This window comes from Nocardia sp. NPDC041819 (assembly GCF_055590505.1).
Window position 1 is genome coordinate 370,495 of the sequence record NZ_JBVJAP010000003.1, and the last position, 25,208, is coordinate 395,702.

At 69.1% G+C, this 25,208-nt stretch carries 25 protein-coding genes and 1 pseudogene; 9 read left to right on the top strand and 17 right to left on the bottom strand.

What is annotated here, in order from left to right:
* The first annotated feature begins 10 nt into the window (after window positions 1-10).
* Window positions 11-1,321 (top strand): glycosyltransferase 87 family protein, encoded by a 1,311-nt coding sequence (locus ACZ6DL_RS13360; protein ID WP_466050931.1) that lies wholly within the window; start codon window positions 11-13, stop codon window positions 1,319-1,321.
* Here the strand turns inward: ACZ6DL_RS13360 and ACZ6DL_RS13365 are convergent.
* The 3 genes from ACZ6DL_RS13365 to ACZ6DL_RS13375 all read right to left on the bottom strand — a co-directional run bounded on the left by ACZ6DL_RS13365 (window position 1,270) and on the right by ACZ6DL_RS13375 (window position 3,803).
* On the bottom strand, window positions 1,270-2,568 hold the full coding sequence (locus ACZ6DL_RS13365) for a M18 family aminopeptidase (protein WP_466050933.1): 1,299 nt from the start codon (window positions 2,566-2,568) through the stop codon (window positions 1,270-1,272). The genes ACZ6DL_RS13360 and ACZ6DL_RS13365 overlap by 52 nt on opposite strands.
* A 237-nt stretch (window positions 2,569-2,805) precedes the next feature.
* Window positions 2,806-3,237 (bottom strand): MarR family winged helix-turn-helix transcriptional regulator, encoded by a 432-nt coding sequence (locus tag ACZ6DL_RS13370; RefSeq protein ID WP_040864723.1) that lies wholly within the window; start codon window positions 3,235-3,237, stop codon window positions 2,806-2,808.
* Window positions 3,238-3,653: 416 nt separating this feature from the next.
* Window positions 3,654-3,803: a hypothetical protein gene (locus tag ACZ6DL_RS13375; RefSeq protein WP_466051325.1), complete on the bottom strand. Its 150-nt coding sequence runs from the start codon at window positions 3,801-3,803 to the stop codon at window positions 3,654-3,656.
* Between ACZ6DL_RS13375 and ACZ6DL_RS13380 the strand changes: the two are divergent.
* Window positions 3,765-3,953: pseudogene (locus ACZ6DL_RS13380) on the top strand (hypothetical protein); the annotation flags it as partial. The gene ACZ6DL_RS13375 and the pseudogene ACZ6DL_RS13380 sit on opposite strands and share 39 nt — an antisense overlap.
* 201 nt (window positions 3,954-4,154) lie before the next feature.
* Here ACZ6DL_RS13380 and purQ read toward each other — a convergent pair.
* Window positions 4,155-4,832 carry a phosphoribosylformylglycinamidine synthase subunit PurQ gene (purQ, locus tag ACZ6DL_RS13385; RefSeq protein ID WP_040864722.1) on the bottom strand — a complete coding sequence of 226 codons (678 nt, stop codon included), beginning with the start codon at window positions 4,830-4,832 and terminating at the stop codon, window positions 4,155-4,157.
* Window positions 4,829-5,065, bottom strand: a complete 237-nt coding sequence (gene purS / locus ACZ6DL_RS13390; RefSeq protein WP_040864762.1) for a phosphoribosylformylglycinamidine synthase subunit PurS — start codon at window positions 5,063-5,065, stop codon at window positions 4,829-4,831. Before purS ends, purQ begins: the two co-directional genes overlap by 4 nt.
* A 131-nt stretch (window positions 5,066-5,196) precedes the next feature.
* Between purS and ACZ6DL_RS13395 the strand changes: the two genes are divergently transcribed.
* Entirely contained in the window at window positions 5,197-5,841 is a 645-nt protein-coding gene (locus tag ACZ6DL_RS13395; RefSeq protein WP_466050936.1) for an MBL fold metallo-hydrolase, read from the top strand.
* A 2-nt stretch (window positions 5,842-5,843) separates the two neighbouring features.
* Here the strand turns inward: ACZ6DL_RS13395 and ACZ6DL_RS13400 are convergent, their stop codons facing one another.
* Window positions 5,844-7,199 (bottom strand): M20/M25/M40 family metallo-hydrolase, encoded by a 1,356-nt coding sequence (locus ACZ6DL_RS13400; RefSeq protein WP_466050938.1) that lies wholly within the window; start codon window positions 7,197-7,199, stop codon window positions 5,844-5,846.
* 204 nt (window positions 7,200-7,403) lie between these two features.
* On the opposite strand from ACZ6DL_RS13400, the gene ACZ6DL_RS13405 reads away from it, so the two are divergent.
* On the top strand, window positions 7,404-8,795 hold the full coding sequence (locus ACZ6DL_RS13405) for a glutamate decarboxylase (RefSeq protein ID WP_466050940.1): 1,392 nt from the start codon (window positions 7,404-7,406) through the stop codon (window positions 8,793-8,795).
* 118 nt (window positions 8,796-8,913) lie between these two features.
* Here ACZ6DL_RS13405 and ACZ6DL_RS13410 read toward each other — a convergent pair whose 3' ends face one another.
* From ACZ6DL_RS13410 to ACZ6DL_RS13420, 3 genes are all read right to left on the bottom strand, one after another.
* Window positions 8,914-9,615 (bottom strand): DUF2334 domain-containing protein, encoded by a 702-nt coding sequence (locus tag ACZ6DL_RS13410; protein ID WP_466050942.1) that lies wholly within the window; start codon window positions 9,613-9,615, stop codon window positions 8,914-8,916.
* A gap of 142 nt (window positions 9,616-9,757) precedes the next feature.
* Window positions 9,758-11,929: a S9 family peptidase gene (locus ACZ6DL_RS13415; RefSeq protein WP_466050944.1), complete on the bottom strand. Its 2,172-nt coding sequence runs from the start codon at window positions 11,927-11,929 to the stop codon at window positions 9,758-9,760.
* A 10-nt stretch (window positions 11,930-11,939) separates the two neighbouring features.
* Window positions 11,940-12,311, bottom strand: coding sequence for a MerR family transcriptional regulator (locus ACZ6DL_RS13420; RefSeq protein ID WP_062968646.1), 372 nt, complete (start codon window positions 12,309-12,311; stop codon window positions 11,940-11,942).
* Window positions 12,312-12,357: 46 nt separating this feature from the next.
* On the opposite strand from ACZ6DL_RS13420, the gene ACZ6DL_RS13425 reads away from it, so the two are divergent.
* A complete protein-coding gene (locus tag ACZ6DL_RS13425) occupies window positions 12,358-13,446 on the top strand; it encodes an alkene reductase (RefSeq protein ID WP_466050946.1) in 1,089 nt (362 codons plus the stop codon).
* A 39-nt stretch (window positions 13,447-13,485) separates the two neighbouring features.
* Here ACZ6DL_RS13425 and ACZ6DL_RS13430 read toward each other — a convergent pair whose 3' ends face one another.
* The 4 genes from ACZ6DL_RS13430 to ACZ6DL_RS13445 form a co-directional block, all read right to left on the bottom strand.
* On the bottom strand, window positions 13,486-13,908 hold the full coding sequence (locus tag ACZ6DL_RS13430) for an HIT family protein (protein WP_466050948.1): 423 nt from the start codon (window positions 13,906-13,908) through the stop codon (window positions 13,486-13,488).
* A gap of 205 nt (window positions 13,909-14,113) precedes the next feature.
* Window positions 14,114-15,535 carry an adenylosuccinate lyase gene (gene purB, locus ACZ6DL_RS13435; RefSeq protein ID WP_466050950.1) on the bottom strand — a complete coding sequence of 474 codons (1,422 nt, stop codon included), beginning with the start codon at window positions 15,533-15,535 and terminating at the stop codon, window positions 14,114-14,116.
* A gap of 6 nt (window positions 15,536-15,541) precedes the next feature.
* A complete protein-coding gene (locus ACZ6DL_RS13440; RefSeq protein WP_245548814.1) occupies window positions 15,542-16,240 on the bottom strand; it encodes a TetR/AcrR family transcriptional regulator in 699 nt (232 codons plus the stop codon).
* Window positions 16,241-16,367: 127 nt separating this feature from the next.
* Window positions 16,368-17,537 carry a pyridoxal phosphate-dependent aminotransferase gene (locus tag ACZ6DL_RS13445; RefSeq protein WP_357119668.1) on the bottom strand — a complete coding sequence of 390 codons (1,170 nt, stop codon included), beginning with the start codon at window positions 17,535-17,537 and terminating at the stop codon, window positions 16,368-16,370.
* 54 nt (window positions 17,538-17,591) lie between these two features.
* Here ACZ6DL_RS13445 and ACZ6DL_RS13450 point away from each other — a divergent pair, with 54 nt between their 5' ends.
* Window positions 17,592-18,578 carry a M23 family metallopeptidase gene (locus ACZ6DL_RS13450; RefSeq protein WP_466050952.1) on the top strand — a complete coding sequence of 329 codons (987 nt, stop codon included), beginning with the start codon at window positions 17,592-17,594 and terminating at the stop codon, window positions 18,576-18,578.
* 198 nt (window positions 18,579-18,776) lie between these two features.
* On the opposite strand, the gene purD is transcribed toward ACZ6DL_RS13450, so the two are convergent.
* The gene (purD, locus tag ACZ6DL_RS13455; protein ID WP_466050954.1) at window positions 18,777-20,048 is read right to left on the bottom strand and encodes a phosphoribosylamine--glycine ligase; all 1,272 of its coding nucleotides are present in this window, start codon (window positions 20,046-20,048) and stop codon (window positions 18,777-18,779) included.
* 131 nt (window positions 20,049-20,179) lie between these two features.
* On the opposite strand from purD, the gene ACZ6DL_RS13460 reads away from it, so the two are divergent.
* Both ACZ6DL_RS13460 and ACZ6DL_RS13465 read left to right on the top strand, forming a co-directional pair.
* Entirely contained in the window at window positions 20,180-20,557 is a 378-nt protein-coding gene (locus ACZ6DL_RS13460; RefSeq protein WP_040864711.1) for a PH domain-containing protein, read from the top strand.
* A 50-nt stretch (window positions 20,558-20,607) separates the two neighbouring features.
* Window positions 20,608-21,033, top strand: a complete 426-nt coding sequence (locus ACZ6DL_RS13465) for an HIT family protein (RefSeq protein WP_063049284.1) — start codon at window positions 20,608-20,610, stop codon at window positions 21,031-21,033.
* Window positions 21,034-21,088: 55 nt separating this feature from the next.
* Here the strand turns inward: ACZ6DL_RS13465 and ACZ6DL_RS13470 are convergent, their stop codons facing one another.
* From ACZ6DL_RS13470 to ACZ6DL_RS13480, 3 genes are all read right to left on the bottom strand, one after another.
* Window positions 21,089-22,798, bottom strand: coding sequence for a glycoside hydrolase domain-containing protein (locus ACZ6DL_RS13470; RefSeq protein ID WP_466050956.1), 1,710 nt, complete (start codon window positions 22,796-22,798; stop codon window positions 21,089-21,091).
* A gap of 628 nt (window positions 22,799-23,426) precedes the next feature.
* Window positions 23,427-23,636, bottom strand: a complete 210-nt coding sequence (locus ACZ6DL_RS13475; RefSeq protein WP_466050958.1) for a helix-turn-helix domain-containing protein — start codon at window positions 23,634-23,636, stop codon at window positions 23,427-23,429.
* A 135-nt stretch (window positions 23,637-23,771) separates the two neighbouring features.
* Window positions 23,772-24,518 carry a helix-turn-helix transcriptional regulator gene (locus ACZ6DL_RS13480; RefSeq protein ID WP_466050960.1) on the bottom strand — a complete coding sequence of 249 codons (747 nt, stop codon included), beginning with the start codon at window positions 24,516-24,518 and terminating at the stop codon, window positions 23,772-23,774.
* A 187-nt stretch (window positions 24,519-24,705) separates the two neighbouring features.
* Here ACZ6DL_RS13480 and ACZ6DL_RS13485 point away from each other — a divergent pair, with 187 nt between their 5' ends.
* The gene (locus tag ACZ6DL_RS13485) at window positions 24,706-24,870 is read left to right on the top strand and encodes a hypothetical protein (protein WP_157106552.1); all 165 of its coding nucleotides are present in this window, start codon (window positions 24,706-24,708) and stop codon (window positions 24,868-24,870) included.
* Window positions 24,871-25,208: the final 338 nt, after the last annotated feature.

Below are 25,208 nucleotides of genomic sequence, written 5' to 3' on the forward strand. Positions count from 1 at the left end.
GTCTGAGCCGGTGAACGAAGGATCGGGGGTCGCGAATCCGGGTGAGCGATCGATCGCCTCGGACGCCGCGCCGGCCCGGATCGGAGAATCGGGAGCCGCGCCCGGTGACGCGTCGCCGAACCCCGGGACACCGCAAGTGCGCTGGCTGATTGCTGCTGCCGCGTTGTTCGCGGTGTCGGTGCTCGTCTCGCTGCTGGCGCACTGGTGGCACGGATACATCGACCTGCAGGTCTATCGCAATGGCGCCCGGGTCTGGTTGGACGGCGGCGATCTGTACGGCCCGATGCCACCGGTCGAGGGGATCGGGCTGCCGTTCACCTATCCGCCCTTGGCCGCGTTGTTCTTCGCGCCGCTGGCGCTGCTGCCGCTGGTGATCGCCGAGGTGGTGGTGGTCGTCACCTCCGTAGCCGCCCTGGCCATCTCGCTGTGGCTGGTGCTGGCTCGGTTGCGTCCCGACCTGTCCCGTCCGGCCGTGCTCGCCCTGGTCGTCGGCGCGGTCGCGGTGGCGCAGTTCTTCGAACCGGTCCGCCAGACCTTCGGCTTCGGCCAGATCAACCTGGTGCTGATGGCCGCGATCACCCTGGACTGCCTGGCGCGCAAGCCGTTCTGGCCGCGCGGCATGCTGATCGGCATCGCGGTGTCGGTGAAACTGATCCCGGCCGGATACCTGCTGTACTTCGTGCTGCGCAAGGACTGGAAGGCCGCCGGCACGCTGGTGGTGTCCGCGATCGCGGCGGTCGGTCTCGGATTCCTGCTGTTCCCCGATGATTCCGTGGACTACTGGTTCCACACCCTCGCCGACACCGGACGGATCGGACCGCCCTACTTCGCGGGTAACCAGTCCATCAAGGGCATGGCCTTCCGGTTGGGCATCGACGACACGGCGGCCACTCTGCTGTGGATCACGCTGTCGGTGCTTGCGGTGGCGCTGGCCGCGGTCTGGATGCGCAGGCTGCTCGAAGCGGGCGCGACCGCGGCGGCGCTGCTGGTGAACGCCGCGGCGGTGCTGCTGGTCTCGCCGGTGTCCTGGTCGCATCACTGGGTGTGGATCGCGCCCGCGCTGGTGCTCGCCGCCGACCTCATGGTGCGCGGCACCAGCCCGCGGGTGATCGGCGTGGTCGCGGCGGGCGCCGTGCTGTTCCTGATCGGCCCGCACTGGCTGCTGCCGCACTCGCGCGACCGCGAGCTGGAGTGGGCCTGGTGGCAGCAGATCATCGGAAGCAGTTACGTGCTGGCCACGTTCGCGGTGTTCCTCGTCGCGGTGTTCACCTACCGCCCGATGGCCTCCGGCGTGAGGAAGGCGGCCAGCGCCGCGGCGTAGGCCGGGACGTCGAACACGCCCATCAGCTCGCGCGCGGAATGCATCGCCAGCTGCGGCGCGCCCACGTCGACGGTCGGCATGCCGGTGCGCGCCGCGGTCATCGGCCCGATCGTGGAGCCGCAGGGCAGGTCGGCGCGATGCACGTAGCGCTGCAACGGGACCGCGGCCTGCGCGCAGGCCAGCGCGAACGCTCCCGCGCCGGTGGCGTCGGTGGCGTAGCGCAGGTTCTGGTTGACCTTCAGCACCGGCCCTCCGTTGACCTCGATGCGGTGCGCGGGCTCGTGGCGCTCCGGATAGTTCGGGTGCGTCGCGTGCGCCATGTCACCGGACGCGCACACCGAACCGGCCAGCGCGGCAAGGTAATCGGCGCGGCCGCCGCCGCGCGCGAGCACGATGCGTTCCAGCACCGTGGGCAGCAGATCCGACTGCGCGCCGCGGTCGGACTGGCTGCCGACCTCCTCGTGGTCGAACATGGCCAGCACCGGGATCGCCGCCCCCGGCGTGTCGATCGCGGCGAGGAACGCTTGCAGGCCCGCGAAGCAGGTGCCCTGGTTGTCCAGGCGGGGCGCGCTGACCAAGTCCTGATCCCGCCCGATCAGCCTGCTCGGTGTCAGGTCGTGGGTCATCAGCTCCCAGCCGAGCACGTCCTCGGGATCGACCTCCACCCGATCGGCCACGAAATCGATGAACGATGCCGCCTCGTACCCCGCGCCCCAGACCGCGTTGACGTGCCGCTGCGGGTCCAGCGTGACGCCCCTGCGGTCCTCGGACAGGTGGATGGCCAGCTGCGGCACCCGCAGGATCGGCTCATCGATGCGAACCAGGCGCTCGCCCAACGCGTTTCCGTCGCGCACGCTCAACCGCCCTGAGACGCCGAGCTCGCGATCCAGCCACGAGTTCAGCCACGCGCCGCCGTACGGTTCCAGCCCCACGAGCTGCCAGCCCGCCGAGGTCAGGTCAGGATGCTGCTTGACGCGCAGGTTCGGGCTGTCGGTGTGTGCCCCGACCACACGGAACGGGGTCGCGCCCGCCGTGTCCCCCGCGGCCCAGGCCACCAGCGACCCACCGCGCACCACGTAGTGCCTGCCCGTGCCGTTCGACGGCCAGGTCTGCGACTCGGCGAGCCGGGTGAATCCCCTAGCGTCCAATTCCGCGGCGACCGTGCGGCAGACGTGGAACGGCGACGGAGACGCATCGATGAACGCGCACAGCCCAGCGGCCGTGGCTGCGGTGGTGGAGGCGGGCATGCCTGCGATCCTAGGCAAGCGGGCCGTGACCGGTGTGTCCCGGTCGATCGGCGGATGCGCCGAATACCCGGTCGAATACGACGTGGCCGATGCGGTAATCGCGAGAAATCGGCCCGCTGAATCACTACTCGGCACGAGTCGATTCGCCCCGGAACATAAGGGCGAGAATGGTCCGGCGTCCGATCACGAATCGGGCGTTCGCGGCATTCATCGGATGAATGTCGGTACTTCGGAGTATTACTCCGAGGCGATGGAAACCAGGTCGAGCAATCGCATGAGTTCGGTATATCGGCGCGCGCCGATGCGCCCGCGCAACTCTTGTTCGGCACGCGCCTCCTCCGCGCGCACCTCGGCGACCAGGTCGGCGCCGAGCCTGCTGAGGCCGATGAGGATGCGGCGGCGATCGTCCTGGGCGGCGAGCCGGAAGATCAGGCCGCGCTCGGCCAGATAGTCGGCGTGTCTGGTGGCCGAGGACGGCGCCAGCTGCGATCTGGCCGCCAGTTCGGTCATGGTGATCCCCGCGTCGCCGCACAGATTCGACAGCATCGACCACTGATCCGGCGAGAGCTGCCTGGCGCACAACGCCACGTCCAGATGCCGCACCCAACCGCGCTCCGCGGCACGCAGCGCGCCATGTAGCGTCGAATTTCCGCTCACAATGGACGTCATTATTTCCCGCCTGCCGTGAATTTCGCTCGAACGAGAAGAAGAGTACCGAATGTCGACGTCGTTCGAGAGCCCTGCGGGGACGATCGGGGTCCTCGACATAGTTCCGCGACAGGGACCGGGCGGTATCAACGCGCAGTCCTACGACACGGCGATATCCGTCGCGGCCGATGAAATCAACCGGAGTGCGGGAATTCCGTGGCGCGAAATTCGTACTACGAATATCGACGAGGGCGGACGTCGGCCGAGGTCTCCGCGCTGCCGTCCACCGGCATGATGCACGCCGTCACCGGGTGGCACCTCCGCGGTTCGGCGGGGCCGTGACGGGGGCCTCCGCGGTTCGGCGGGCGGTGGCGAGCGCCTCCGCGGGCCGGCTGCCCTACTTGTACGCCACCGGTTACGAGGGCCTGACCGACGAGCTACCCGGCGCGCTGATGCTCGGCGAGCACCCGGCCGGGCGGACGGTGCCCACGGCTGTACGCGACCAGCGTCCGCGCGGCGAGCCAACTGCGGGTGAGCCCGGCCGCCGACTGCAACGTCCTGCTGGGGTAGGCCCGGTAGCCGACCATGGCTTCTTCGTAGCGTCGAGCTTCTTTCCGGACGACCGCACACCCGACGGCCGGGACCGGATGACCCGCTACCGCGCGCGGTACGGCGCGTTCGCCCCTGCGTTCACCAGCTTCGGCAACGCCACCTACGAAGCCGTCCACACACCGGGCGCGCTAGGACGGACGGCCGGATCGCTGGAAGTGGCCGAGCTACTCGACGCCCTCGACCAGCCGGGGTCCCGAAACCGTTTGCGGCGTACAAGATTTCCGAGGCGACCAGGCAATCCAGCGCGGATATATCGCCCGCGCGGATCGGGTCGACTTCGAGATCGTCGACCGCACCAGCGGAAGACGAATGCGAACGCTGGAGGACTACACCCCTACCAGCGAGTCCAGTACCGAGAGGAACAAGCCGAGACCGTCGTCACTGGGACCGGTCAGCGGCTCGGTGGCGTGTTCGGGGTGCGGCATCAAGCCGACGACGCGACCGTTCGCCGAGGCGATGCCCGCGATGCCGCGCTGTGAGCCGTTCGGGTTGCCGCTCGCGTAGCGGAAGACCACGCGGCCCTCACCCTCGAGCTGGTCCAGCACGGCTTCCGAGGCCTGGTAGCGCCCCTCACCGGACTTGAGCGGGACGAGGATCTGAGCGCCCGGCTCGAAGCGGGAGGTCCACGCCGTCGACACCGACTCCACGGTCAGCCACTCGTCGCGGCAGATGAAGTGCAGCCCTTCGTTGCGGGTCAGCGCGCCGGGCAGCAACCCGGCCTCGCACAGCACCTGGAAGCCGTTGCAGATGCCCAGCACCGGCAGTCCGGCGCCCGCGGCACGCACGACCTCACCCATGACGGGCGCGAACCGGGCGATGGCGCCCGCGCGCAGGTAGTCGCCGTAGGAGAAGCCGCCGGGCACGATCACCGCGTCGACGCTCTTGAGGTCGGCGTCGGCATGCCACAGGCTGACCGCCTCGGCGCCGGCCAGGCGCACCGCCCGTGCCGCGTCCACGTCGTCGAGCGTGCCGGGAAAGGTGATCACCCCGATGCGCGCGCTCATGAGAGGCGAACCACCTTCCACTCCTCGATCACGGTGTTGCACAACAGCGATTCGGCGATCTGCTCGAGCGCCGCGTCGTCGATGCTGTCGTCGACGTCGAGTTCGAATCGCTTGCCCTGGCGCACGTCCGAGATGCCCTCGAATCCCAGGCGCGGGAGTGCGCCGACGATGGCCTGCCCCTGCGGATCCAGGATCTCGGCCTTCGGCATCACCTCGACCACGACTCGTGCCACGCGTTGCTCCTCATGTGGTTGGGGGGTTACCTCAGCAGCGTAGTTGTGCTGGTCGAGCGCGGCATCCCCGGGGTGCGCCGAGACACCCGCGATGTCGCGGAGAACACACCCGGCGTGGCTAGCATGGCGGCATGCGCATAGCCCACTTCGGTCACTCCTGTCTCCTCGTCGAGCTGCACGGCAAGAAGATCCTGTTCGACCCGGGCACGTTCTCGCACGGCTTCGAGGGCCTCACCGGCCTGGACGCGATCGCGGTCACCCACCAGCATCCCGACCACATCGACCCGAACCGGATCGAGGCGCTGGTCGAGGCGAACCCCGGCGCGCGGTTGCTGTCGGATCCGCAGACCGCCCAGCAGCGCGGCGAGCGGTGGGAGGCGGTGCACGCGGGCAACGTGCTCACCCTCGGCGATCTCCGGATCACCGGCGGCGGGGGCAGGCACGCCGTGATCCATCCGGAGATCCCCGTGATCGACAACACCGTCTTCCAGCTGGGCACCGCCGACGACCCGGCGCAGCTCGTGCACCCCGGCGACTCGCTGTGGGTGCCGCCGGTCCCGGTCGGCGTGCTGGCCGCGCCCGCCGCGGCGCCGTGGATGCGGGTCAGCGAAGCCGTCGACTACCTGCGCGCGGTCGCTCCGCGCGTCGCGCTGCCCATCCACTACGGCATCATCCGCGAGGAGGCGCAAGGCATCTACTTCGGCAGGCTGTCCGAAATGGCTCCCGCCGGAACCGAATTCCGGGTGCTCGACCCGGAGAACGACACCGACCTGTAGCACTATCCGGCGTAGGTCGCCAGGAAGATCGCCTCGGCCAGGGCCATGTGCTCGATCTCCTTCGGATCCACGCTCTCGTTGGGCGCGTGGATCAGGGCTTTCGGTTCCTCGACCCCCAGCAGCATGATCTCCGCGTCCGGGTAGGTGGTGGCGAAGACATTGCACAGCGGGATCGAGCCGCCCTGCCCCTGGGTGGTCGCCGGACGACCGTAGGACGCGGCGAGCGCCGCTTCCATCGCGGCGCGCGCCGGTCCGCCGGTCGGGGACCGGAACGGCGCTCCGGCGCCTTCCAGCTCGACGGTCAGCTCGGCGCGCCACGGCGTGTGCGCCTCGAGATGCGCGACGAGCGCCCGGTGCGCCTGATCCGGGTCGGTGCCCGGCGGAATGCGCAGGTTCAGCCGGGCGCGCGCGATCGCGGGGATGGCGGCGGCGGAGCCGACCACCGGAGGCGCGTCGATGCCGAGCACCGTCAGCGCCGGCCGCGCCCAGAGCAGGTCGGCGACGGTGCCGTCGCCGACGAGTTCGACATCGCGCAGGACGCGCGCGTCGGCGTGGAACTGCTCGCTCGGATACTGGACGCCCGGCCAGATCTGATCGTTCGGCAACCCGTCGATGGTGGTGTTGCCCCGCTCGTCGCGCAGCGAGGCAAGCAGGTGGATCAGCGCGGCGAGCGCGTCGGGAGCCGGGCCGCCGAACATGCCGGAATGCAAGGGGCCTGCGAGGGTTTCGACCGTGACCACCACGTTCACTCCGCCGCGCAGCGTCTGCGTCAGGGTCGGCACACCCGCGGCGAAGTTACCGCAGTCGCCGACGACGATCGCGTCCGCGCGCAGCAGTTCCGGCTCGGCCTCGACGAACCGTTCCAGTCCCCCGGTGCTCTGTTCCTCGGAGCCTTCCGCCACCACGATGACCCCCACCGGCAGATCCGCCCCGAGCGCGCGCAGAGCCGTCAGGTGCATGACGATGTTGCCCTTGCAGTCGGCGCTGCCGCGCCCGTACCAGCGCCCGTCGCGCTCGGTCAGCTCCCACGGCGGGGTGCGCCATGCGGCCTCGTCCATCGGGGGCTGGACATCGTAGTGACAGTAGAGCAACACCGTCGGCGCACCCTCGGGAGCGGGCCGCGATGCGACCACCGCCTTGGTGCCGTCCGGCGTCTCGTGCAGGCCGACCGTGGTGAGCCCCGCCGCGGCGAACGCGTCGGCCACCCACTGCGCCGCAGCGTCGCACTCCTCGGGAGGGAACTGCCGGGGATCGGCAACCGACTTGAACGAAACAAGCTGAGCCAGATCGGTTTTCGCCTGTTTCATCAACTCCGCCACCGCGCTGCGCAGCGCCGCGACACGCACATCGTCTGTCATCCCCCAACCCTATCCCCGGCCTTCCGGGTGAAGTTCGCACAGCTGGGCGGGTGTCCGCGCGCGAGACGTCTCCGGAGAGAAGGCGAAGTACCTCCGCGGGACGGCCGCGGTGTGTCAAGGTGAGCGAGGGAAGATGCCAGCTATCGCAGGGCATCCTCCGCGAGAGATGAGGCACACCCGCACCCTGTCGACCGGGAGGCCCGCATGTCCGAAGCAGCCGATGATCTGTTCGCCCTGCCGGGGCTCAGCCGGTCCGCGCCGCGATCCGGATTTCCCCCGCACGAGATGTTCCCGCAGGTCGCGTACGAGATCGTGCACGACGAACTGATGCTCGACGGCGTCTCGAGGATGAACTTGGCCACGTTCTGCACCACCTGGGTGGAGGACCAGGCGCGCAGACTGATGGCCGAATGCCTGGACAAGAACATCGTCGACAAGGACGAGTACCCGCAGACGGCCGAGTTGGAGCGCCGGGCCGTGCGGATGGTCGCCGATCTGTGGCACGCGCCCGACCCGGCCGGCACGCACGGCACCTCGACCATCGGTTCCAGCGAGGCGGCCATGCTCGGCGGGCTCGCGGCGAAGTTCCGCTGGCGCAAGGGTGGCGGCACCGGGACACCCAACTTCGTCTGTGGCCCCGTCCAGGTGTGCTGGGAGAAATTCGCGCGGTACTTCGACGTCGAGATCCGGCAGATCCCGCTGCGCGGCGATCGGCTCACCATGCACCCCGACGACCTCGCCGAGTACTGCGACGCGAACACCATGATGGTCGTCCCGACCTTCGGGCAGACCTACACCGGCCTGTTCGAAGACGTCGCCGGGACGAGCGCGGCGCTCGACGCGCTCGAGCGCGAGAAGGGCTGGGACATCCCGATCCACGTCGACGCGGCCAGTGGCGGTTTCCTCGCCCCCTTCGCCGCACCGGATCTGGTCTGGGATTTCCGGCTGCCCAGGGTGAAGTCGATCAACGCCTCCGGCCACAAGACCGGGCTGGCCCCGCTCGGCGCGGGCTGGGCGATCTGGCGCGAAGCCGATGACCTGCCTGCGGAGTTGATCTTCGACGTCGACTACCTCGGCGGCAGCATGGCCACCTTCAACCTGAACTTCTCCCGGCCCGGCGGGCAGGCGATCACGCAGTACTACCAGTTCATTCGCTTGGGGCGGGCCGGCTACGCCCGGGTGCAGTCCGCGATCTACCGGGTGGCGCAGCACTTGGCAGCGGCAGTGCGTGACCTCGAGTTCTTCGAGCTGATCCACGACGGCGATCCGCAGCGTGGCATCACGGCGGTGTGCTGGCGCCTGACCGGCGATCCCGGCTTCAACCTCTACGACCTGTCCGACCGGCTGCGCTCCCGGGGCTGGCTGATACCGGCCTATCCGCTCCCCGCGGACCGCAACGACGAGACGGTGATGCGCGCGGTGCTGCGCCACGGCTTCACCGTCGACATGGCCGACATGCTGATCGCCGATCTCGGGCGCTGCACGCGACAGCTGCGGCAGCGGCCGTTCTCGACCTCGCTCACGCGCGAGGAGGCCGGTGGCTTCACCCACGACGCGACGGCCGCCGTTCCGGAGACGACTATCGCTCCGTCCTGATCGTGACAGCGCCGCCGCCCGGCTACGCCATTCGCGGGCGGCGGCGCCGATCGGTCGCGCGACAGCGGTCCCGACCGGCCGCGGGCGAGGGCCGACCCGCCGGCGCCCGCGGCGTCAGTCATGCGGCTCGAACGGCCGGGAAGGGCTCCCACCGGTAGGTCGTTCCCGCCGCACCGTGGAACAGCGCCAGGTCGACGGCGTCGAGCACGGCTTGACGGGGGCCGGAACGCGTCAGCTGCGCGGCGGATACGGCCAGTCGCAGCACGCCGCCGCGACGGGCGGTGCGCGCGGCGCCCATGACCAGGGCGCGGCACCACCAGGGTTCGGCGCGGAAGCCTTCGCCGATGCCGTACACCCTGGACTTCTGCGCCATATCGCGCTCCAGGTCGATGATCGAGGTCAACCCGAGCGCCAGCCGGAAACCGACCTCGGGCAGCGCGTCCAGCGCCCCGGTCGAGGCATCCCAGCGGGGGGCCGCGAACAGCCGGGTACGCAGGTCGGCCTGCTCGAGCACGCGATCCGCGGCGGTCAACCGCAATCGCGCCTCGTGCCGGGGCAGCGCGGCGAACTCGGCGCGCCGCCGCTTGGTGGCCGCTTGGTCGTAGCCGTGCAGCACGATGGCGTCGCCGCGCGCCCGGCGGCCGCGCAGCCAGGCTTGCGTCGCCGGGTCGTCGAGCAACCGGTATTTGCCCTTCAGCCGCGGAGCCACCAGCAGCGAGAGCGGCACGCCGCGCCGGTCCATCTCCTCGGCAAACCCCATCGCCGTGTCCCGGGTGGTGTCCCTGATCCCGGAAACCGATACGACCAGCTCAGCGTTCATGAACTCACGGTGCCAGCCGCACGTGTCCGCGACGTGCAGGCTATATGACCAGGTGGCGAACACTCCGTCACGCCTGCGTCGGCCGCTCGCCCCGCGGTCGGCGCGCCGCTTCCACCGGTGCGCCCGGCGATCGGGCGGAGCGCTACGCGTCGGCGAGACCGACCGTGTCGAGCAGCCAGGCGTGTTCGAAGGCCACTTCCCGCCACTTCTCGTAGCGCCCGCTGACGCCGCCGTGGCCCGCGCTCATCTCCGTCTTCAGCAGCAGCGGCGCGTCGCCGGTGGCGGTGGCGCGCAGCTTGGCGATCCACTTCGCGGGCTCCACGTACAGCACGCGGGTGTCGTTCAGGCTGGTGATCGCCAGGATCGCCGGATAGTCCTTGGCCTCGACGTTCTCATACGGCGAGTAGGACTTCATGTACTCGTAGACGTCCTTGTCGGCCAGCGGGTTGCCCCACTCGTCCCACTCGATCACGGTGAGCGGCAGCGACGGGTCGAGGATGGAGGTGAGCGGATCGACGAACGGCACGTTCGCCAAGATGCCCGCGAACAGCTCGGGGGCCAGGTTCGCCACCGCGCCGACCAGCAGGCCGCCCGCGCTGCCGCCGTCGGCGACCATCCGGTCCGGGGCGGTGACTCCCGCGTCGACGAGGTGCCGGGCGCAGGCCACGAAGTCGGTGAAGGTGTTCTTCTTGGTGAGCGTCTTGCCGTGCTCGTACCAGAGCCTGCCCATCTCGCCGCCGCCGCGCACGTGCGCGACCGCGAAGACCATGCCGCGATCCAGCAGCGACAGGCGGGCGACCGAGAACGACGGGTCGATGCTCGCCTCGTAGGAGCCGTAGCCGTAGAGCAGCAACGGTTTGGGCTCGTCGGCCGCGGTGGTCTTCTTCCGCACCAGCGAGATCGGAATCCGGGTGCCGTCCTCGGCGACCGCCCACTGCCGGTGCTGTTCGTAGTCGTTCGCGTCGTAGCCGCCGAGCACGGGCTGTTCCTTGCGCAACAGCAGCTCGCCGGTGGCCGGGACGTAGTCGAACACCTGCATCGGCGTGATGAACGAGGTCAGTCCGATGCGCAGGGTCGGCTGGGCCCACTCCGGGTTGGCGCCGACGCCGACCGCGAAGAGTTCCAGATCGATGTCGAGTTCGCGGCGCTCGCCGTAACCCTCGGCGGTCAGCGGCCACACCGCGATCCGGGTGAGCGCCTCGCGCCGGTAGCTGAGCACCAGGTGGTCGCGGAACGCGTCGATGTCCTCGAGCCGCACGTCCTCGCGATGCCCGATCAGTGGCGTCAGATTCGACGGGTCCTCCACCGGCGCCTCGGCCAGCACGAAGTTCTCCGCCTTGACGCCGTCCACCACGTCGTTGTGCAGGATCAGGAAGCGGTCTTCGCCGCCGATCACCGCGTGCTCGGCGGAGTACTCGACACCCTCGCGGCGCGGCAGCAGCACGCGGAACTCGCCCTCGGGATCATCGGACTCCAGCACCCAGCCTTCGCTGGTGATCTTGGAACCGACCCAGATCATCAGGTACTTCTCCGAGCGGCTGGCGCCGATGCTCACCCAGTAGCGCTCGTCGGGCTCGTGGAACACCTTGACGTCCGGATCGGTGCTGCCGAGCCGGTGCCGCCACACCGTGTCGGGCCGCCAGGACTCGTCGACGGTCTGATAGAAGACGTGGCTGCCGTCCAGCGACCAGGTCGCGCCCGGTGCGGTGCCCGCGATCTCGTCGCCGAGCAACTCGCCGGTGCGCAGATCCTTGAAGCGAAGCACGTACCGCTCGTCACCCACGTTGTCCACCGAGTAGGCGAGCAGCGTGCCGTCATGGCTGATCGAGAACGCGCCGAGGGCGAAGAAGTCGTACCCTTCGGCCAGCTCGTTGCTGTCGAGCAGCACCTCTTCGCCCGGGACCTCGGTCTCCGCGCTCAGCTGGGGCGGAGTCCACTCGTCGATGCCTCGAGCGCCCGCGGCGATCGGGCACCGGCAGTGCACGCCGTACTGCTTGCCCTCGAAGCTGCGCGAGTAGTACCAGTACTCGCCCAGCCGGGTCGGCACCGAGAGGTCGGTCTCCTGGGTGCGCGCCTTGATCTCGTCGAAGATCGTCTCGCGCAACGTGCTCAGGTGCTCGGTCTGCGCCTCGGTGTAGGCGTTCTCCGCCTCCAGATAGGCGATGACGTCGGGATTCTCCTTGTCCCGCAGCCACTCGTACTCGTCGACGAACACGTCGCCGTGGTGCACCCGCCGGGTGGGCACCGTCTCGGCGACCGGCGGCGCCACCGCGCCGCTACCGGGTTCGGAGATCGTTCCGCTGTCGAGAGCCATGGCGTCCACCCTACTGTCCGGAGGCCTCGCCACCCGCCGCACGGATGATGCCGTCGAGCACGTCGCTCGTCCGGCGCAGATCGCGCATCGCCTGATCGATTCTGGCGCGTTCCTCGGTGAGCTTCTCCACCAGGAACGGCGTCGCCGTGGCATTGGGTGTGCCGTCGACGTCGTGGATACACGGCAGCAGTTCGCCGATGGTGTCGCTGTGCAGGCCCGCGGCGAACATCTCCTGGATGCGCCGCACCCGGTCGACCGCCGCCTCCGGATACTCCCGCTGCCCACCGGAGGTCCTGTGCGAGGCCAGCAGACCTCTGGTCTCGTAGTACCGCAGCGACCGGACGCTCACGCCGGTCCGCTCGGCCAGTTCACCGATCCGCACTTTCGCTCCTTGACCTAACATCAATGTCAGGTTTTACGGTACAGCCATGCTGCTGTTGACCGAATACCGCAACCATCCGCTCGACCTGCCCAACCGGATCGTCATGTCGCCGATGACCCGGCTGCGCTCGCTGCCCGACGGCTCGCCGACCGGCGATGTCGCCGACTACTACGCCCAGCGCGCGACGGCCGGGCTCATCGTCACCGAGGGCATCTGGCCGCATTCGACCGGCCAGAGCGAAGCCTGGGTGCCCGGCTTGCAGACCCCCGCGCACGTCGCGGCGTGGCGCCGGGTCACCGAGGCGGTACACACGCGCGGCGGCCGGATCTTCGCGCAACTGATGCACGGGGGACGCAAGGGCCACCCGCTCGCCCGGATCGATGGGTCCTGGCCCGCCGGACCGTCGGCGGTGCTGGACGACGACCGGGTGCACCTGATCGACGGCGGCAAGGCCGATCCGATCACGCCGGCCGCCCTCGATCGCGCCGGTATCGCGGCGGCCGTGGAGCACTACGCCGTCGCCGCGCGCAACGCGATGGACGCGGGCTTCGACGGTGTCGAGATCCACGGCGCGAACAGCTATTTGTTGCACCAGTTCCTGGCCGACAACACCAACCTGCGCGACGACGAATACGGCGGTTCGATCGTCAACCGCATGCGGCTGCCCCTCGCGGTGGTGGACGCGGTGACCGGGGCGATCGGCGCGGAACGCACCGCCATCCGGCTCTCGCCGGGCAATCCGCAGTTCAACATGTCCGAGGCCGACCCGGGCCCGCTCTACCGCGCACTCGTCGCCGAACTCGACCGGCGCGGCCTGGCGTACCTGCACCTCACCGACGACGACCGCTACCCCGCGCTGCGTGACCTGCGGCCGCGCTGGCACGGCACGCTCGTCGCGAACATCGGCGAGAACCGCGAACCGACCACGGCGGCGGGCGCCGAACAGGTGCTGCGCGCCGGTCTCGCCGACTTGGTCTCGTTCGGCAGATCGTTCATCTCCAATCCCGATCTCGTGCACCGCATCCGCTACGACCTGCCCCTGGCTCCCATTCGCGAGGAATTGCTCTACGGCCGCACCGCCGAGGGCTACAGCGACTATCCGAACTGGACGGCAGCCGAATTGGTGCGCGACTGACCCCGTCCCGCAGGATGGGCGGAGACCGAGCCGGCGGACTCAGTTCCCCAGCGCACCCCGGATCGAGGCGGCGAGATAATCCAGATCCTCCCGCCGCGGACTGGTCGGGCGACCACGCAACCCGAACCCGTCCCCCGGGGTGCGCGGGATGACGTGCAGATGCACATGGAAGACCTCCTGCCCCGCCGTCACCCCGTCCGCCAGAAAGAAATTGACCCCGTCGCACGCCACCTCACTTGCCCGCATCGCCGCCGCGAGCCGCTGCCCCACCTGGAACAGCTTTCCCCCGACCACCGGATCGAGCTCCGCCAGACTGCGCGCCGCCACCTTCGGCACCACCAGCAGATGCCCGGGGGTCATCGGCCGAATGTCCATGAACGCCACCACATCGTCGTCCTCGTAGACCTTGCTCGACGGCGCCCGCCCGGCAACGATATCGGCGAAAATCGTGTAGGGATTCACGACCCGCAGCCTATGCGGTCATCTGTGGTGTTCGTGCTACGCAATCGCATAGCTCGAACACAACAGGTGCGGTACTGTCGAATCAGCTCCTGGCAGTAGCTGGGAGAAGTGGACCCGGCTCCTCTCCGGACGGTGAGCAGTCGGGTTTCGCGCTATCCGGAGTAGTTGTCGACCTCGACGATGCGTCGCGAAAGGCGTAGTCCCGCTACAGAATCGGTGACGGCGAATAGCGCGCCGCGTCCGGGTGCCGGTCGACCAGTTTCTGCACTTGCCCGACGACGTCGGCGACCTGCGCTTCGGCCGCGCCGACGAAGGCGGACTTGTCGGACAGCGCCGCGTCGAGGGCGGGGCGATCGAGGGGGAAGCGCGGGTCGGCGGCGAGGCGGTCCAGCAGGTCGGGTTCGCGGCCCTGCTCGCGCATGGCCAGGGCGACCGCTACGGCGTGCTCCTTGATGACCTCGTGCGCGGTTTCGCGACCGACACCGGCGCGGACGGCGGCCATGAGCATGCGGGTGGTGGCCAGGAAGGGCAGGTAACGGTCCAGTTCGCGGGCGACCACCGCGGGGTAGGCGCCGAACTCGGCCAGCACGGTGAGGAAGGTTTCCATCATGCCGTCGATGGCGAAGAACGCGTCCGGCAGTGCGACACGGCGGACCACCGAGCAGAACACGTCGCCCTCGTTCCACTGCGCGCCGGCCAGCTCGGCCGCCATCGAGGCGTAACCGCGCAGCACCACCTGCAAGCCGTTGACGCGTTCGCAGGAGCGGGTGTTCATCTTGTGCGGCATCGCCGAGCTGCCCACCTGCCCGGGCTGGAAACCCTCGGTGACGAGCTCGTGCCCGGCCATCAGCCGGATGGTGTGCGCGAACGAGGACGGGCCCGCGCCCACCTGCACCAGCGCGGAGAGCACGTCGTGATCCAGCGAGCGCGGGTAGACCTGGCCGACGCTGGTGAACACGGTCGCGAAACCCAGGTGCCGGGCCACCTGCTGCTCCAGCCGGGCGAGCTTGGCCGGGTCGCCGCCGAGCAGGTCGAGCATGTCCTGCGCGGTGCCCATCGGGCCCTTGATCCCGCGCAGCGGGTAACGGTCGATCAGCTCGCGCAGCCTGGTCAGCGCGATCAGCAATTCGTCGGCGGCGGAGGCGAACCGCTTGCCCAGCGTGGTGGCCTGCGCGGCGACGTTGTGCGAACGGCCCGCCATCACCAGCGCCTGGTATTCGGCGGCGCGCTCGGCCAGTCGCGCGGCGATCGCGACGCCGTGGGCGTGCACGTGCTCGAGCGAGAGCCGGATCTGCAACTGCTCCACGTTCTCGGTGAGGTCGCGGCTGGTCATGCCCTTGTGCACGTGCTCGTGCCCGGCCAGCGCGTTGAATTCCTCGATGCGCGCCTTCACGTCGTGCCGGGTGACCCGCTCACGTTCGGCGATGGAGGCGAGGTCGACCTCGTCGAGCACCCGCTCGTAGTCCGCGATGACCCCGTCGGGTACGTCGACGCCCAGCTCCGCCTGTGCCCGCAGCACCTCCAGCCACAGCCGCCGCTCGAGGACGATCTTGTGCTCCGGGGACCACAGGTGCACCAGCTCCGGGCTGGCGTAACGGGTGGCGAGGACATTGGGGACGATGCTCACGTCCGGTCAGTCTAGTGCGCGGTAACGATCCACTTGCTGGGGCGTCGCGCGCACGGGGCCGTCCGCGCTCGCGTAGGCCGCCGGTTCGGGGGTGGCCGCCCGCGCCGGAGGCGCGACGATGTCGATGACTTCCAGCAGCGCGCCGCGGGCCATCCGCCGCGGTTCGGGGTCGATCTCGGTGAGCGCGGCGACGACCGCGCCGTCCACCACCGCGACCAGCCTGCGCAGTTGTTCCGGCCGCACCATCCGGTCGGAGCGGCGCAGCACGTCGGCCAGCAGCTCGTCCAGCTGAGCACGCAACCGGAGCTGGACTTCGCGCAGCTCCGGGTGCCGCGCCGAGGCGACCGAACGCTCGTAGCGGGCGATCAGCTGCCCGCGCGCGCCCTCGTCGGGGCCGTCGCTGCCCACCAGCAGGTCGAGCACCAGGTCGACGGTGGCCTCGGCGCCGCGGCGGCGGTGGCTGACCTCGCCGACCCGCCTGCGCATCGCGTCCAGCTCGGCATTGCCGCTGAACTCGACCGCCCGGGCGATGAGGTCGTCCAGGGATTCGAAGTAGTAGGTGGTCGACGCCAGGGGCAGATCAGCGCGCGTCGCAACCGAACGGTGCCGCACCGCCTCGAACCCGCCTTCGAGCAGGAGTTCGGCGGCGGCGGCTATCAAAGCCTGGCGACGCCGTTCGCCTTTCGGGGTCGTCGCGGTGATCACCGTGCCATCGTGCCAGTCGTCATCAGTTCTTCCAGGGGAAATCAGCGAGGAAAAGCAACCAAGGTTGTTTTACCGCATCCGCGCGGCCAGGGTGCCGAACTGCGGAAAGTTCTTGCCGGGCAGGGCATCACCCACCTAGATAGTGCCCTAGACGCAGCAGCGCCGCCTCGATGTCGGCGGTGGCTCCGGCGAACGAGAAACGTACCGTGCGGTGTCCGTTGACGGTGTCGAAATCCACCCCCGGCGCGAGCGCGACGCCCGTGTGGTTCAGCACGTCGGCGCACCAGGCGCGGGAGTCGTCGGTGAGGTGACCGATGTCGGCGTAGGCGTAGAAGGCGCCGTCGGCGGGGGCGAGGTCGGTGATGCCCAGTTTCGGCAGCCCGTCCAGCAGCAACCGCCGGTTCACCGCGTACCGCCGCACGTGCCCGTCGAGTTCCTCCTTGGCCTCGGCGCCGAAGGCGTGCAGCGCCGCGTACTGGGAGATCGCGGGCGGGCACACGGTCAGGTTCGAGGCCAGCCGCTGCAACGCGGGGCGCAGCCCGCTCGGGGCCAGCATCCAGCCCAGCCGCCAGCCGGTCATGGAGAAGTATTTGGACACCGAGCCGATCACCACCGCTTCCCGCGAGGTCTCCCAGGCCGACGAGGTCGCGTTGTCGGCGCCCACGCTGTCGTAGGTGATGCCGTGGTAGATCTCGTCGGAGATCAGCAGGGTGCCGTGCTCCTCGCACCAGCGGGCCAGGGCGGCGAGTTCGGCGGGGGCGATCATGGTGCCGGTGGGGTTGGCGGGGCTGGCCACCACGAGACCGGCGGGCGGCTCCGGGAGCGCCTCGAGCATGGCGACGGTGGGCTGGAATCTGGTCTGCGCGCCGCAGTCGAGTTCGAGCACCCGGCAGCCGAGCGCGGCGAGGGTGTTGCGATAGGCCGGATAACCGGGACGCGCGACCACGACGGTGTCGCCCGGGTCGAACGCGGCGAGGAAGATCAGCGAGAACGCGCCGGACGAGCCGGTCGTCACCACCACGTCGTCCGGATCGACCCGGTAACCATAGGTGTCTCGATGGTGTTCGGCGATCGCCTCCCGGATCGCCAGGATGCCGAACGTCTCGGTGTAACCGAGCAATTCGGACCGAATGGCCAGTTCGGTCGCGCGCAGGACCGGCGCGGGCGCGGGCGTCGACGGCTGCCCGGCGGCGAGCACGAGCACATCACCGTGGGTCCGGGCGCGTTCCGCGGCGGCTTTCCAGACATCCATCACGTAGAAAGGTGGAATGGTCGACCGGCGAGATTCTCTGGACACTCGACAGACGGTAGAGCACCTATTACCGCGCGGCCGCGGTTATGGTCTCCCCTGATGCTCGATAAGTCTCGACGAGGCGGGCTCGACCGAGTGCGCGGAGTGGCCGGTGTCGGCGTCATTCCGCGCGATTGGCGCGCGCGCTCGCCGCGACGATCCGGCAGGCGGCTCATCGGGGGTGGCGGCAAGCTCGATCCCCGCGCCCTGTGGGCCCGCCGCCGCCACCTGCGAGCCTGGTGGGAGCGCAAACCGGACCCGCGCGACCTGTGGCGGCGCAAACCCACCGGCGAGGAGTTGCTCGCACTGGCGCGCAAGCACCAGGTGCTGCTGGCCGGGCTCGTCGCGACGGCGGTTTTCGCCGCGGGCGACACGTCGTTCGCCCGGACGGTCACCGATCGCACTCCCGCGCCGGATCGCGGCCAGCGCGTGGCCGTGGCGTATCCGCCGCAGATGCAGAGCACCCCACCGTCGGTGACGCGGCTGCTGAACGCGATCGCCAATGGTGAGCGGCTGCGCGAACAGGCGGTGGTCGCGGCCGCCGCGCGCGCGACGCTGGAACGCGCGAAGGCCGAGGCGGCCGCCGCCGTCGCCGGTGAGCGTCAGCCGTGGATGACCGCGACCGCGCCGGTGCAGCCGGGGGCGATGCCGCCGAGCGGCCGGGGCTTCGCGCTGCCCGCGCACGGCGTCTTCACCTCGGGCTTCGGGTCGCGCTGGGGCACCTTCCACGCCGGTATCGACATCGCGGGCCCGATCGGCACCCCGATCTACGCGGTCGCCGACGGCACGGTCGTCGACGCGGGACCGGCGCAGGGCTTCGGGCTGTGGGTGCGCATCCGCCACGACGACGGCAGCATCACCGTCTACGGGCACATGTACGACTTCTTCGTCTCGGTCGGCGAGCGGGTGCCCGCGGGAATGCAGATCGCCCGCATGGGCAACCGCGGCGACTCCACCGGCCCGCACCTGCACTTCGAGGTGATCGTCGGCGGGCAGCACGTGGACCCGCAGCAGTGGCTGGCGGTGCGCGGGCTCACGTTCGGCTGAGGAACGCACGCGTCTGCTCGGCGGCATCGGAACGACTCCACGTACGCGAGGATCGGCCCGCGAGTGGTAGCCGAGGACGGTCGGCAACGGGTTCGGTCACATGGCCGCAGCGGATCGCGCCCGCGCTGTCGAACTGGTTGCCGACCGAGCGCAGGTCAGCGATCCCACCGTCAGCGCGTATTACGCCGAGCCGCAGGTTCAGACCTCGATGCGACCTTCGACGGCGGCCAAACCGATGTCCGTGCGGTAGTGGCTGCCCGGCAGTTTGATGGCGGCGATCCGGTCGTAGGCGCGGGTGCGGGCCTCGGCCAGGTCGGCGCCGACGCCGACCACGTTCAGCACCCGTCCGCCCGCGGAGATCAGAGCGCCGTCCTCGCGCTGCGTGGTGCCCGCGTGCAGCACCGTCGCGTTCTCGTCGAACGCGCCCTCGCCGGCCCCCGAGATCGCGTCGCCGAGGCGCGGGCGGCCCGGGTAGTTCTCCGCGGCGAGCACCACGGTGATCGCCGAGCCGTCGCGCCAGCGCGGCGGGGCAACCTGCGCCAGCGTGCCGGTGGCGGTGGCGTACAGCAGCTCGCCGAGCGGGCTGTCCAGCAGCGCGAGCACCGCCTGCGTCTCGGGATCGCCGAAGCGGCAGTTGAATTCGATGACGGCGGGACCGGCCGCGCCGATAGCCAGCCCGGCGTAGAGCAGGCCGGAGAACCCGCTGCCACGCCGCACCAATTCGGCCGCAACGGGTTTCACCACGTCCTCGACGATGGCGGTGACGGCCGATTCGGGCAGCCAGGGCAGCGGCGTGTAAGCGCCCATGCCGCCGGTGTTGGGCCCGGTGTCCCCGTCACCGACGCGCTTGTGGTCCTGCGCGGGCAGTAGCGGGACCACCGTCTCGCCGTCGACCAGGCAGAACAGCGAGACTTCCGGTCCGTCCAGGAACGATTCCAGCAGCACCGGGTGGCCCTGCTCGAGCAGTTCGGCCCCGTGCTCGCGCGCGGCGGAGCGGTCGGCGGTCACCACCACCCCCTTGCCCGCGGCGAGTCCGTCGTCCTTCACCACCCAGGTGGGACCGAAGCGGTCGAGCGCGTCGTCCAGCTCGGCCGGGTTGTCCACCACCTCGCTGTGCGCGGTGCGCACGCCCGCCGCGGACATCACATCCTTGGCGAACGCCTTGGAGCCCTCGATCCGGGCGGCCGCGGCCGACGGGCCGAAGCACGGGATGCCCGCGACGCGCAACGCGTCGGCGACGCCGAGCACCAGCGGGACCTCGGGACCGATCACCACCAGGTCGGCGTCCACTTCGGTGGCCAGCGAGACGACGTCCTCTGCGGCGCAGGGGTCGACCGGGCGGACCTGCGCGTGCTGGGCGATGCCCGCGTTGCCGGGGGCGGCGAAGAGCGCGGTCACCGCGGGGTCCCGGCGCAGGGCCAGGACGAGGGCATGTTCACGGGCTCCGGAACCGATGACGAGTACACGCACGGCAGACAGCCTAAACGAGCCGTTCGCCGTCTTCGCCGCTGCCGGTGCGCGCGAAGGGGATGATGAATAGGGACAACGGATGTGGGGCCTGACCGCTCCTGCCACCGGAGCACCCGAAGGAAGTGCTGAGAATGGGTCTGATCGACGGACTGATGGGCAACGCCGGCCGGATCGATCCCGCGCAGGCGCAACAGGAGTACGGCAAGCTCCTCGGCAGCGGTGAACAGGTCTATGCCGCCTACCTGCTGGTTCGGGACGCGATGCTGTTCACCAACCGCCGCCTGATCCTCATCGACAAGCAGGGCGTCACCGGCCGCAAGGTGAGCTACCACAGCGTGCCGTATCGCGCGATCACCCATTTCTCGGTGGAGACCGCGGGCACCTTCGATCTGGACGCCGAGCTGGCCATCTGGATCGCGGGCACCGCCGAACCGCTGCTGAAGCGGTTCAACCGGCAGGTGGACATCTACGAGGTGCAGGGCATCCTGTCGCATTTCGTCGCGGTATAGCGCGGGCCGGTCCGGCGCCCCGGCGCACCGGCCCGTCTACGCTGCGGGACATGGCTTCTGTCTTCAGCGCGATCATCGCCGGTCAGCTCCCGGGCCGTTTCGTCTGGGAGGACGACGAGTTCGTCGGCTTCCTCACCATCGCCCCGGTCACCCCTGGTCACACCCTCGTGGTGCCTCGCAAAGAGATCGACCAGTGGCAGGACGTGGACGCCGACACCTTCGCCCGGCTGACCGCCGTCGCCCAGAAGATCGGACAGGCCGTGCGCGCGGCCTGGGAGGCCCCGCGCGCCGGTCTGCTGATCGCGGGATTGGAGGTGCCGCACCTGCACGTCCACGTATTCCCCGCCTTCTCGATGGGCAATTTCGACATCTCCGGCGCCGACCCGAATCCGAGCCCCGAGTCCCTGGACGAGGCCCAGGCCAAGATCAAGCAGGCACTGCGCGACCTCGGCCACGGCGCCAACGTCCCCGACTGAACGCGTTCGGCGAGGTCCGGCCGCGGCTCGCGGTCGGACCTTCCGCTTCGATCCATCAACCCACGTCGCGCAGCGGAGTATCCACCCCGCCGACCGCCACCGTCGCCAGCGTCTGCACCGGTGTCCAATAGATCCGGCCGTGCTCGAAATCCTGATAGGTACCGGTGTCCCAGGGGATCTCGTCGCTCGCCGGCCAGCCCAGCGGCCCGTTCTCGTAACCCGCGCGGTTCCAGCGGTCGCGGATCGCGCCGTGCACCCAGTAGACGCTGCCGCTGGATTGCCGCCGGTAGAGCGCCCCGCCCTGGAAGCCTTGCACCTCACCCGCCGTCTGGCCGTCCGGCCCGGAAAGCACGGCACGGTCGGTGATCGGGTAGCCGAGCGGACCCGCCTCCCAGCCCAACTGCTCGAACTTTCCCCACAGCGTCTCCGGGATGGCGTGCGCACCGGTATCCGGATGCCAATAGATGTACCCGTGCTCGAACTGGGCGAAGCGGCCCGCGCCGTCGGACGTCGCGATCTCACCCTGCGTGATCCGGGCGCCCAGCCATGGATTCGCGGCCGCGCAATCGTCGATCGCGTTCGGTTCCGACCCGGTCGGCTCGCCGGTGGCGAAACCGCGCACGTCGTCGGCGAACACGTCCCAGGGGAAATTCGGTCCCACGTCGGTGTGCGTGCCGATGCCGAGACACTCGGTGACGTACTTGTGGTCGGAGATGCCCTGGCGACGCTGATAAGGCGGCGCGATGACATACGTGTCGAACCCGTATTTGCGCGCGTCCTGCACCGCGAGCCAGGCCGCGATCCGGATGTCGTCGCGGATGCTCAGCCAGTCGTTGCGGCTCCACGCGACGCGGCTGCCCGCGAAGCAGAGGTTGATCGTGAACGAGTTCGCGTCCAGTACCGACCAACTGGCCAGATCGGTGTCGACCACGTCCACCACCACGCGATCGCGCACGGTGTAGTGGTAGCTCACCCCATTCGCCGGATTGTTCAGGTAGTTGGCCAGGCTCTCGGCCGTTCCGTTGCCTTCCTGAGTGTGCAGCAGGAAGTTCTCGACGCGCGCCCCGTGCCTGCTGGAGGCGGAGTCGCCCATTCGGTCCGATTCGACGTAATCCGGCTTCTGCATGGCTCCCCCTGGATTCGAGATGGCCTTGGACCACTGGCCGTAGTCGTCGGCGAGGACTTTGTTCACATCCACCACGACGCCGGCGACCCGGTCGCTGTCGATGCGGATCTGATGGAGGTGCGCGGCGGGATGGTCGCCGTTGATCGAGGAATCACCGGACCAGTTGTGTTGCCAGAACCAACAAGCGACACCGTCCTCGAGTGCCCAGTCGATACACCGGGCATTGCCGTACATACCGGTCCATTCCCATCCGACCACCGATGCCCAGCCCCGTAGAAACGGAGCGATCAGCGAATTCCACTCCGCCAAGGACGGATTCGAGTCGACCGGGGCATACAGCGGACGGAAACGGGGCCCACCGGCCGCGAGGTGGTAATCCAGCGCGATCCGCGCATGACGCACGCCCGCGTCGTAACCGCCTTTCCAGTCCGACGTCTCACCTTTGCCGTACTGGTAATTGCTCACTATCTCGAGCCCGATGGCGCGCAATCGGTCGCAGTATTCCCGCCGCAGCGGCTTCGCACCGAAATTCGCGCCCGGACGGGAATCGCTGAAGTAACCGATGACGCCCGCGTATCCGGCGTCCTTGATCGCTTGCGGATCGATGAGTGCGGCGGAGAAGTCGATCAGCTCAGTCATGGCGCATCCCCACGCTCGTACGAGCCCGCGTATCGGTCGGCAGCAACGCGTTGTATTCGTCCATCTCAGCAACTTTCGGCAGATGAAGAACCCGATACAGCTAGGTTCACCCCCAGTGTGCGCGAAGTATGCCGACATGTCGCGTTTGTGGCCCATCTGGTGTTTGCCTGTGACCTGAACAGGCCCTTTGCGAGCGATGTTTGCGCACACCAGACTACAAACAGACTCGTAGCCGAAAACATGCTCTTCGGTCGGTAATCAGATCTGCTGGAAGTTCGCTAGCGGTCGCCATACTGGTCGGCCGCTTCGCTCGGTCATTTCGGCCGGATCCCGACGAGAATCGCCCAACGCTTTCAGCCGAATTCGGACCGGACACGTTCGGCGACAGCCGGAACCACCTACTTGCCGACCTTCACCATGAGGAAGTGGCGACCGAACTCGGTCGGCGTGGTCTCGCCGCCCGCAAAAGACCGCGTCTCCCAGGGCCCGCCCGCGACCCGCGCTCTCCTGAACCCGATGCAGTGCGGCCGTCAACTCTTCCAGCGTGCTCGGCGCGCTCAGCGGTTCGTCGTCGAATGCCACGATCTTTCGGCGCAACTCGCGAAGGGTGGCGTGCGCTCTGGCATCCTCACCCGCCGGGCTGTAGAGCTGCCCGGTCAGGTCCGCCTAGAGCGGCTGCCACGGCTGCGATGAACGCGAGCGAGCCAGGCCGGGCGCGTCGCTCGACCTTACGCAGCAGCGACACCGAGACGTTCGCCTTCAGCGCAAGCTGTAGCTGTGTGAGCCGAACCAGCTTGCGTGCCCTAGCGGTCCGTTCCCCGGCCCCGGCATCGTCCATGCCGCCACGATGACACACAAAGTGCTTCGCAGGCTCTCACCGAGGACAAGGTATCCGCGTGCCCGGGCGTCGGGTCCATGCAGGTCCGACAGAGTCAAACCGAGGTGTGACGATGCCGAGGCAACGCGAAATCCGTCAAGCCACGTCCGGCGGGCGGTCGTAGGCGTCGATCGCGGCCTTGGATGTCGAGGAGTCCTGCAACACCAACTCCCACGGCCCGGAGTTGATTTCGAAACTCTTGCCGAATCCGACCCACTTGCCCGCCATCCGGGCGCCGGTCAGCTCGATCAGCAGTTGGATAGCCCCGTGGTAGTAGGCACCGCGGTAGTAGCCGTCCTGGGCAGTGTGCTCGCGCCATGTGCCCGTAGCGACGTGCCCGTCCACGGTCAGGTCCATTTCCATGGAGGACTGCGCGGAGTTCGGCAGGGAGCGCACAGTCAGGCGGCTGTCGTGCTGCAACACCACGACATGGTGTACAGCCGTGAACGTCGCATCTCGCCCGGACGAGTAGTACTCGTAGCGGGATACCCAAATCCCCGAGTAGTTGCCTGGCGTCCTCGGGCGCCGCGCGGCGGCGAACTGTTCGGGCGCGACTTCACCGATAGCGGAGTCGACCTCGGTTCCGTCCTCACCGCCGGTGAGACTTCGGCCGGCCATCACGGCACCGAACCCCAACGACTCGATCGGTAGCCGCATCACTTTCTCCAGGGCCCGCGCGTGCGACGGCCGCGGGTTGGCGGTGAGCCCGGATTCCCAGCGCTGCACAAGGCGTTTGGTCGCGCTGGCGCACCCGGCTTCCCGTAGTGCCCGCGCTAGGTCGTCCTGGCTCATCAGGCGCGCGTTCCGGGCCGCGCGCAGTGCCGTGTTCGGTGCGGAAGCCATGTCGCCACGGTAACGCTTTGACGCCTTAATGTCGCCGTGAATAGAGGTGCATTGACGCCGGTTACGTCATCGCGCGGACACACCCCGTCAGCCGACTCTGGATGTAGCCCCGGCGTCGGGTCGAGACCCGACCTCCTCGGCGCCGGGCGCAACCAACCACACCACAACGCACAAAGGGGTAACCAGAATGCCCGCAGAGCTCGCAGTCACCCTGATCGTCATGGCCGCCGTCGGCGGACTGCTGATTCTCGTCTTCTGGGTGTTGCCCTGGCTACTCGACCTCGGCGGCGAGCCGGACGAGTCGGTCTCGGCGCGTGAGATCTTCGCGCGGCTGGAGGACGAGCAGCGATGACGACGCGGCGTTCCTGGGTGGAGGACTACTGCGAAGACGGCAATATGCCTGCCGACGGCGAGCACGCGCGAGGGCTGATGAAGCTGCACGCGAGCTTGCACACCGCCGTGTCCGCGAAAGCTGAGCGCCGAGCGCTATCTCCGCGAGCACGGCCTCTACCACTGAGCTCAGACGCGCAGCGGCTGCAACGTGGAGCCCCCTGTCAGGATTGAACTGACGACCGCTCGCTTACAACACCGAGCACGGCCTCTACCACTGAGCTCAGACGCGCAGCGGCTGCAACGTGGAGCCCCCTGTCAGGATTGAACTGACGACCGCTCGCTTACAACACCACGTAC

Bases quoted from the DNA above. Each gene is read 5' to 3' on its own strand.
- ACZ6DL_RS13470 (WP_466050956.1), bottom strand. From the start codon at position 22,798: ATGACTGAGCTGATCGACTTCTCCGCCGCACTCATCGATCCGCAAGCG.
- ACZ6DL_RS13425 (WP_466050946.1), top strand. From the start codon at position 12,358: ATGCTGCTGTTGACCGAATACCGCAACCATCCGCTCGACCTGCCCAAC.
- ACZ6DL_RS13395 (WP_466050936.1), top strand. From the start codon at position 5,197: ATGCGCATAGCCCACTTCGGTCACTCCTGTCTCCTCGTCGAGCTGCAC.
- ACZ6DL_RS13400 (WP_466050938.1), bottom strand. From the start codon at position 7,199: ATGACAGACGATGTGCGTGTCGCGGCGCTGCGCAGCGCGGTGGCGGAG.
- ACZ6DL_RS13375 (WP_466051325.1), bottom strand. From the start codon at position 3,803: ATGGTCGGCTACCGGGCCTACCCCAGCAGGACGTTGCAGTCGGCGGCC.
- ACZ6DL_RS13370 (WP_040864723.1), bottom strand. From the start codon at position 3,237: ATGACGTCCATTGTGAGCGGAAATTCGACGCTACATGGCGCGCTGCGT.
- ACZ6DL_RS13465 (WP_063049284.1), top strand. From the start codon at position 20,608: ATGGCTTCTGTCTTCAGCGCGATCATCGCCGGTCAGCTCCCGGGCCGT.
- ACZ6DL_RS13365 (WP_466050933.1), bottom strand. From the start codon at position 2,568: ATGCCCGCCTCCACCACCGCAGCCACGGCCGCTGGGCTGTGCGCGTTC.
- ACZ6DL_RS13405 (WP_466050940.1), top strand. From the start codon at position 7,404: ATGTCCGAAGCAGCCGATGATCTGTTCGCCCTGCCGGGGCTCAGCCGG.
- ACZ6DL_RS13450 (WP_466050952.1), top strand. From the start codon at position 17,592: ATGCTCGATAAGTCTCGACGAGGCGGGCTCGACCGAGTGCGCGGAGTG.
- ACZ6DL_RS13460 (WP_040864711.1), top strand. From the start codon at position 20,180: ATGGGTCTGATCGACGGACTGATGGGCAACGCCGGCCGGATCGATCCC.
- ACZ6DL_RS13410 (WP_466050942.1), bottom strand. From the start codon at position 9,615: ATGAACGCTGAGCTGGTCGTATCGGTTTCCGGGATCAGGGACACCACC.
- ACZ6DL_RS13480 (WP_466050960.1), bottom strand. From the start codon at position 24,518: ATGGCTTCCGCACCGAACACGGCACTGCGCGCGGCCCGGAACGCGCGC.
- ACZ6DL_RS13475 (WP_466050958.1), bottom strand. From the start codon at position 23,636: ATGGACGATGCCGGGGCCGGGGAACGGACCGCTAGGGCACGCAAGCTG.
- ACZ6DL_RS13485 (WP_157106552.1), top strand. From the start codon at position 24,706: ATGCCCGCAGAGCTCGCAGTCACCCTGATCGTCATGGCCGCCGTCGGC.
- purQ (WP_040864722.1), bottom strand. From the start codon at position 4,832: ATGAGCGCGCGCATCGGGGTGATCACCTTTCCCGGCACGCTCGACGAC.
- ACZ6DL_RS13415 (WP_466050944.1), bottom strand. From the start codon at position 11,929: ATGGCTCTCGACAGCGGAACGATCTCCGAACCCGGTAGCGGCGCGGTG.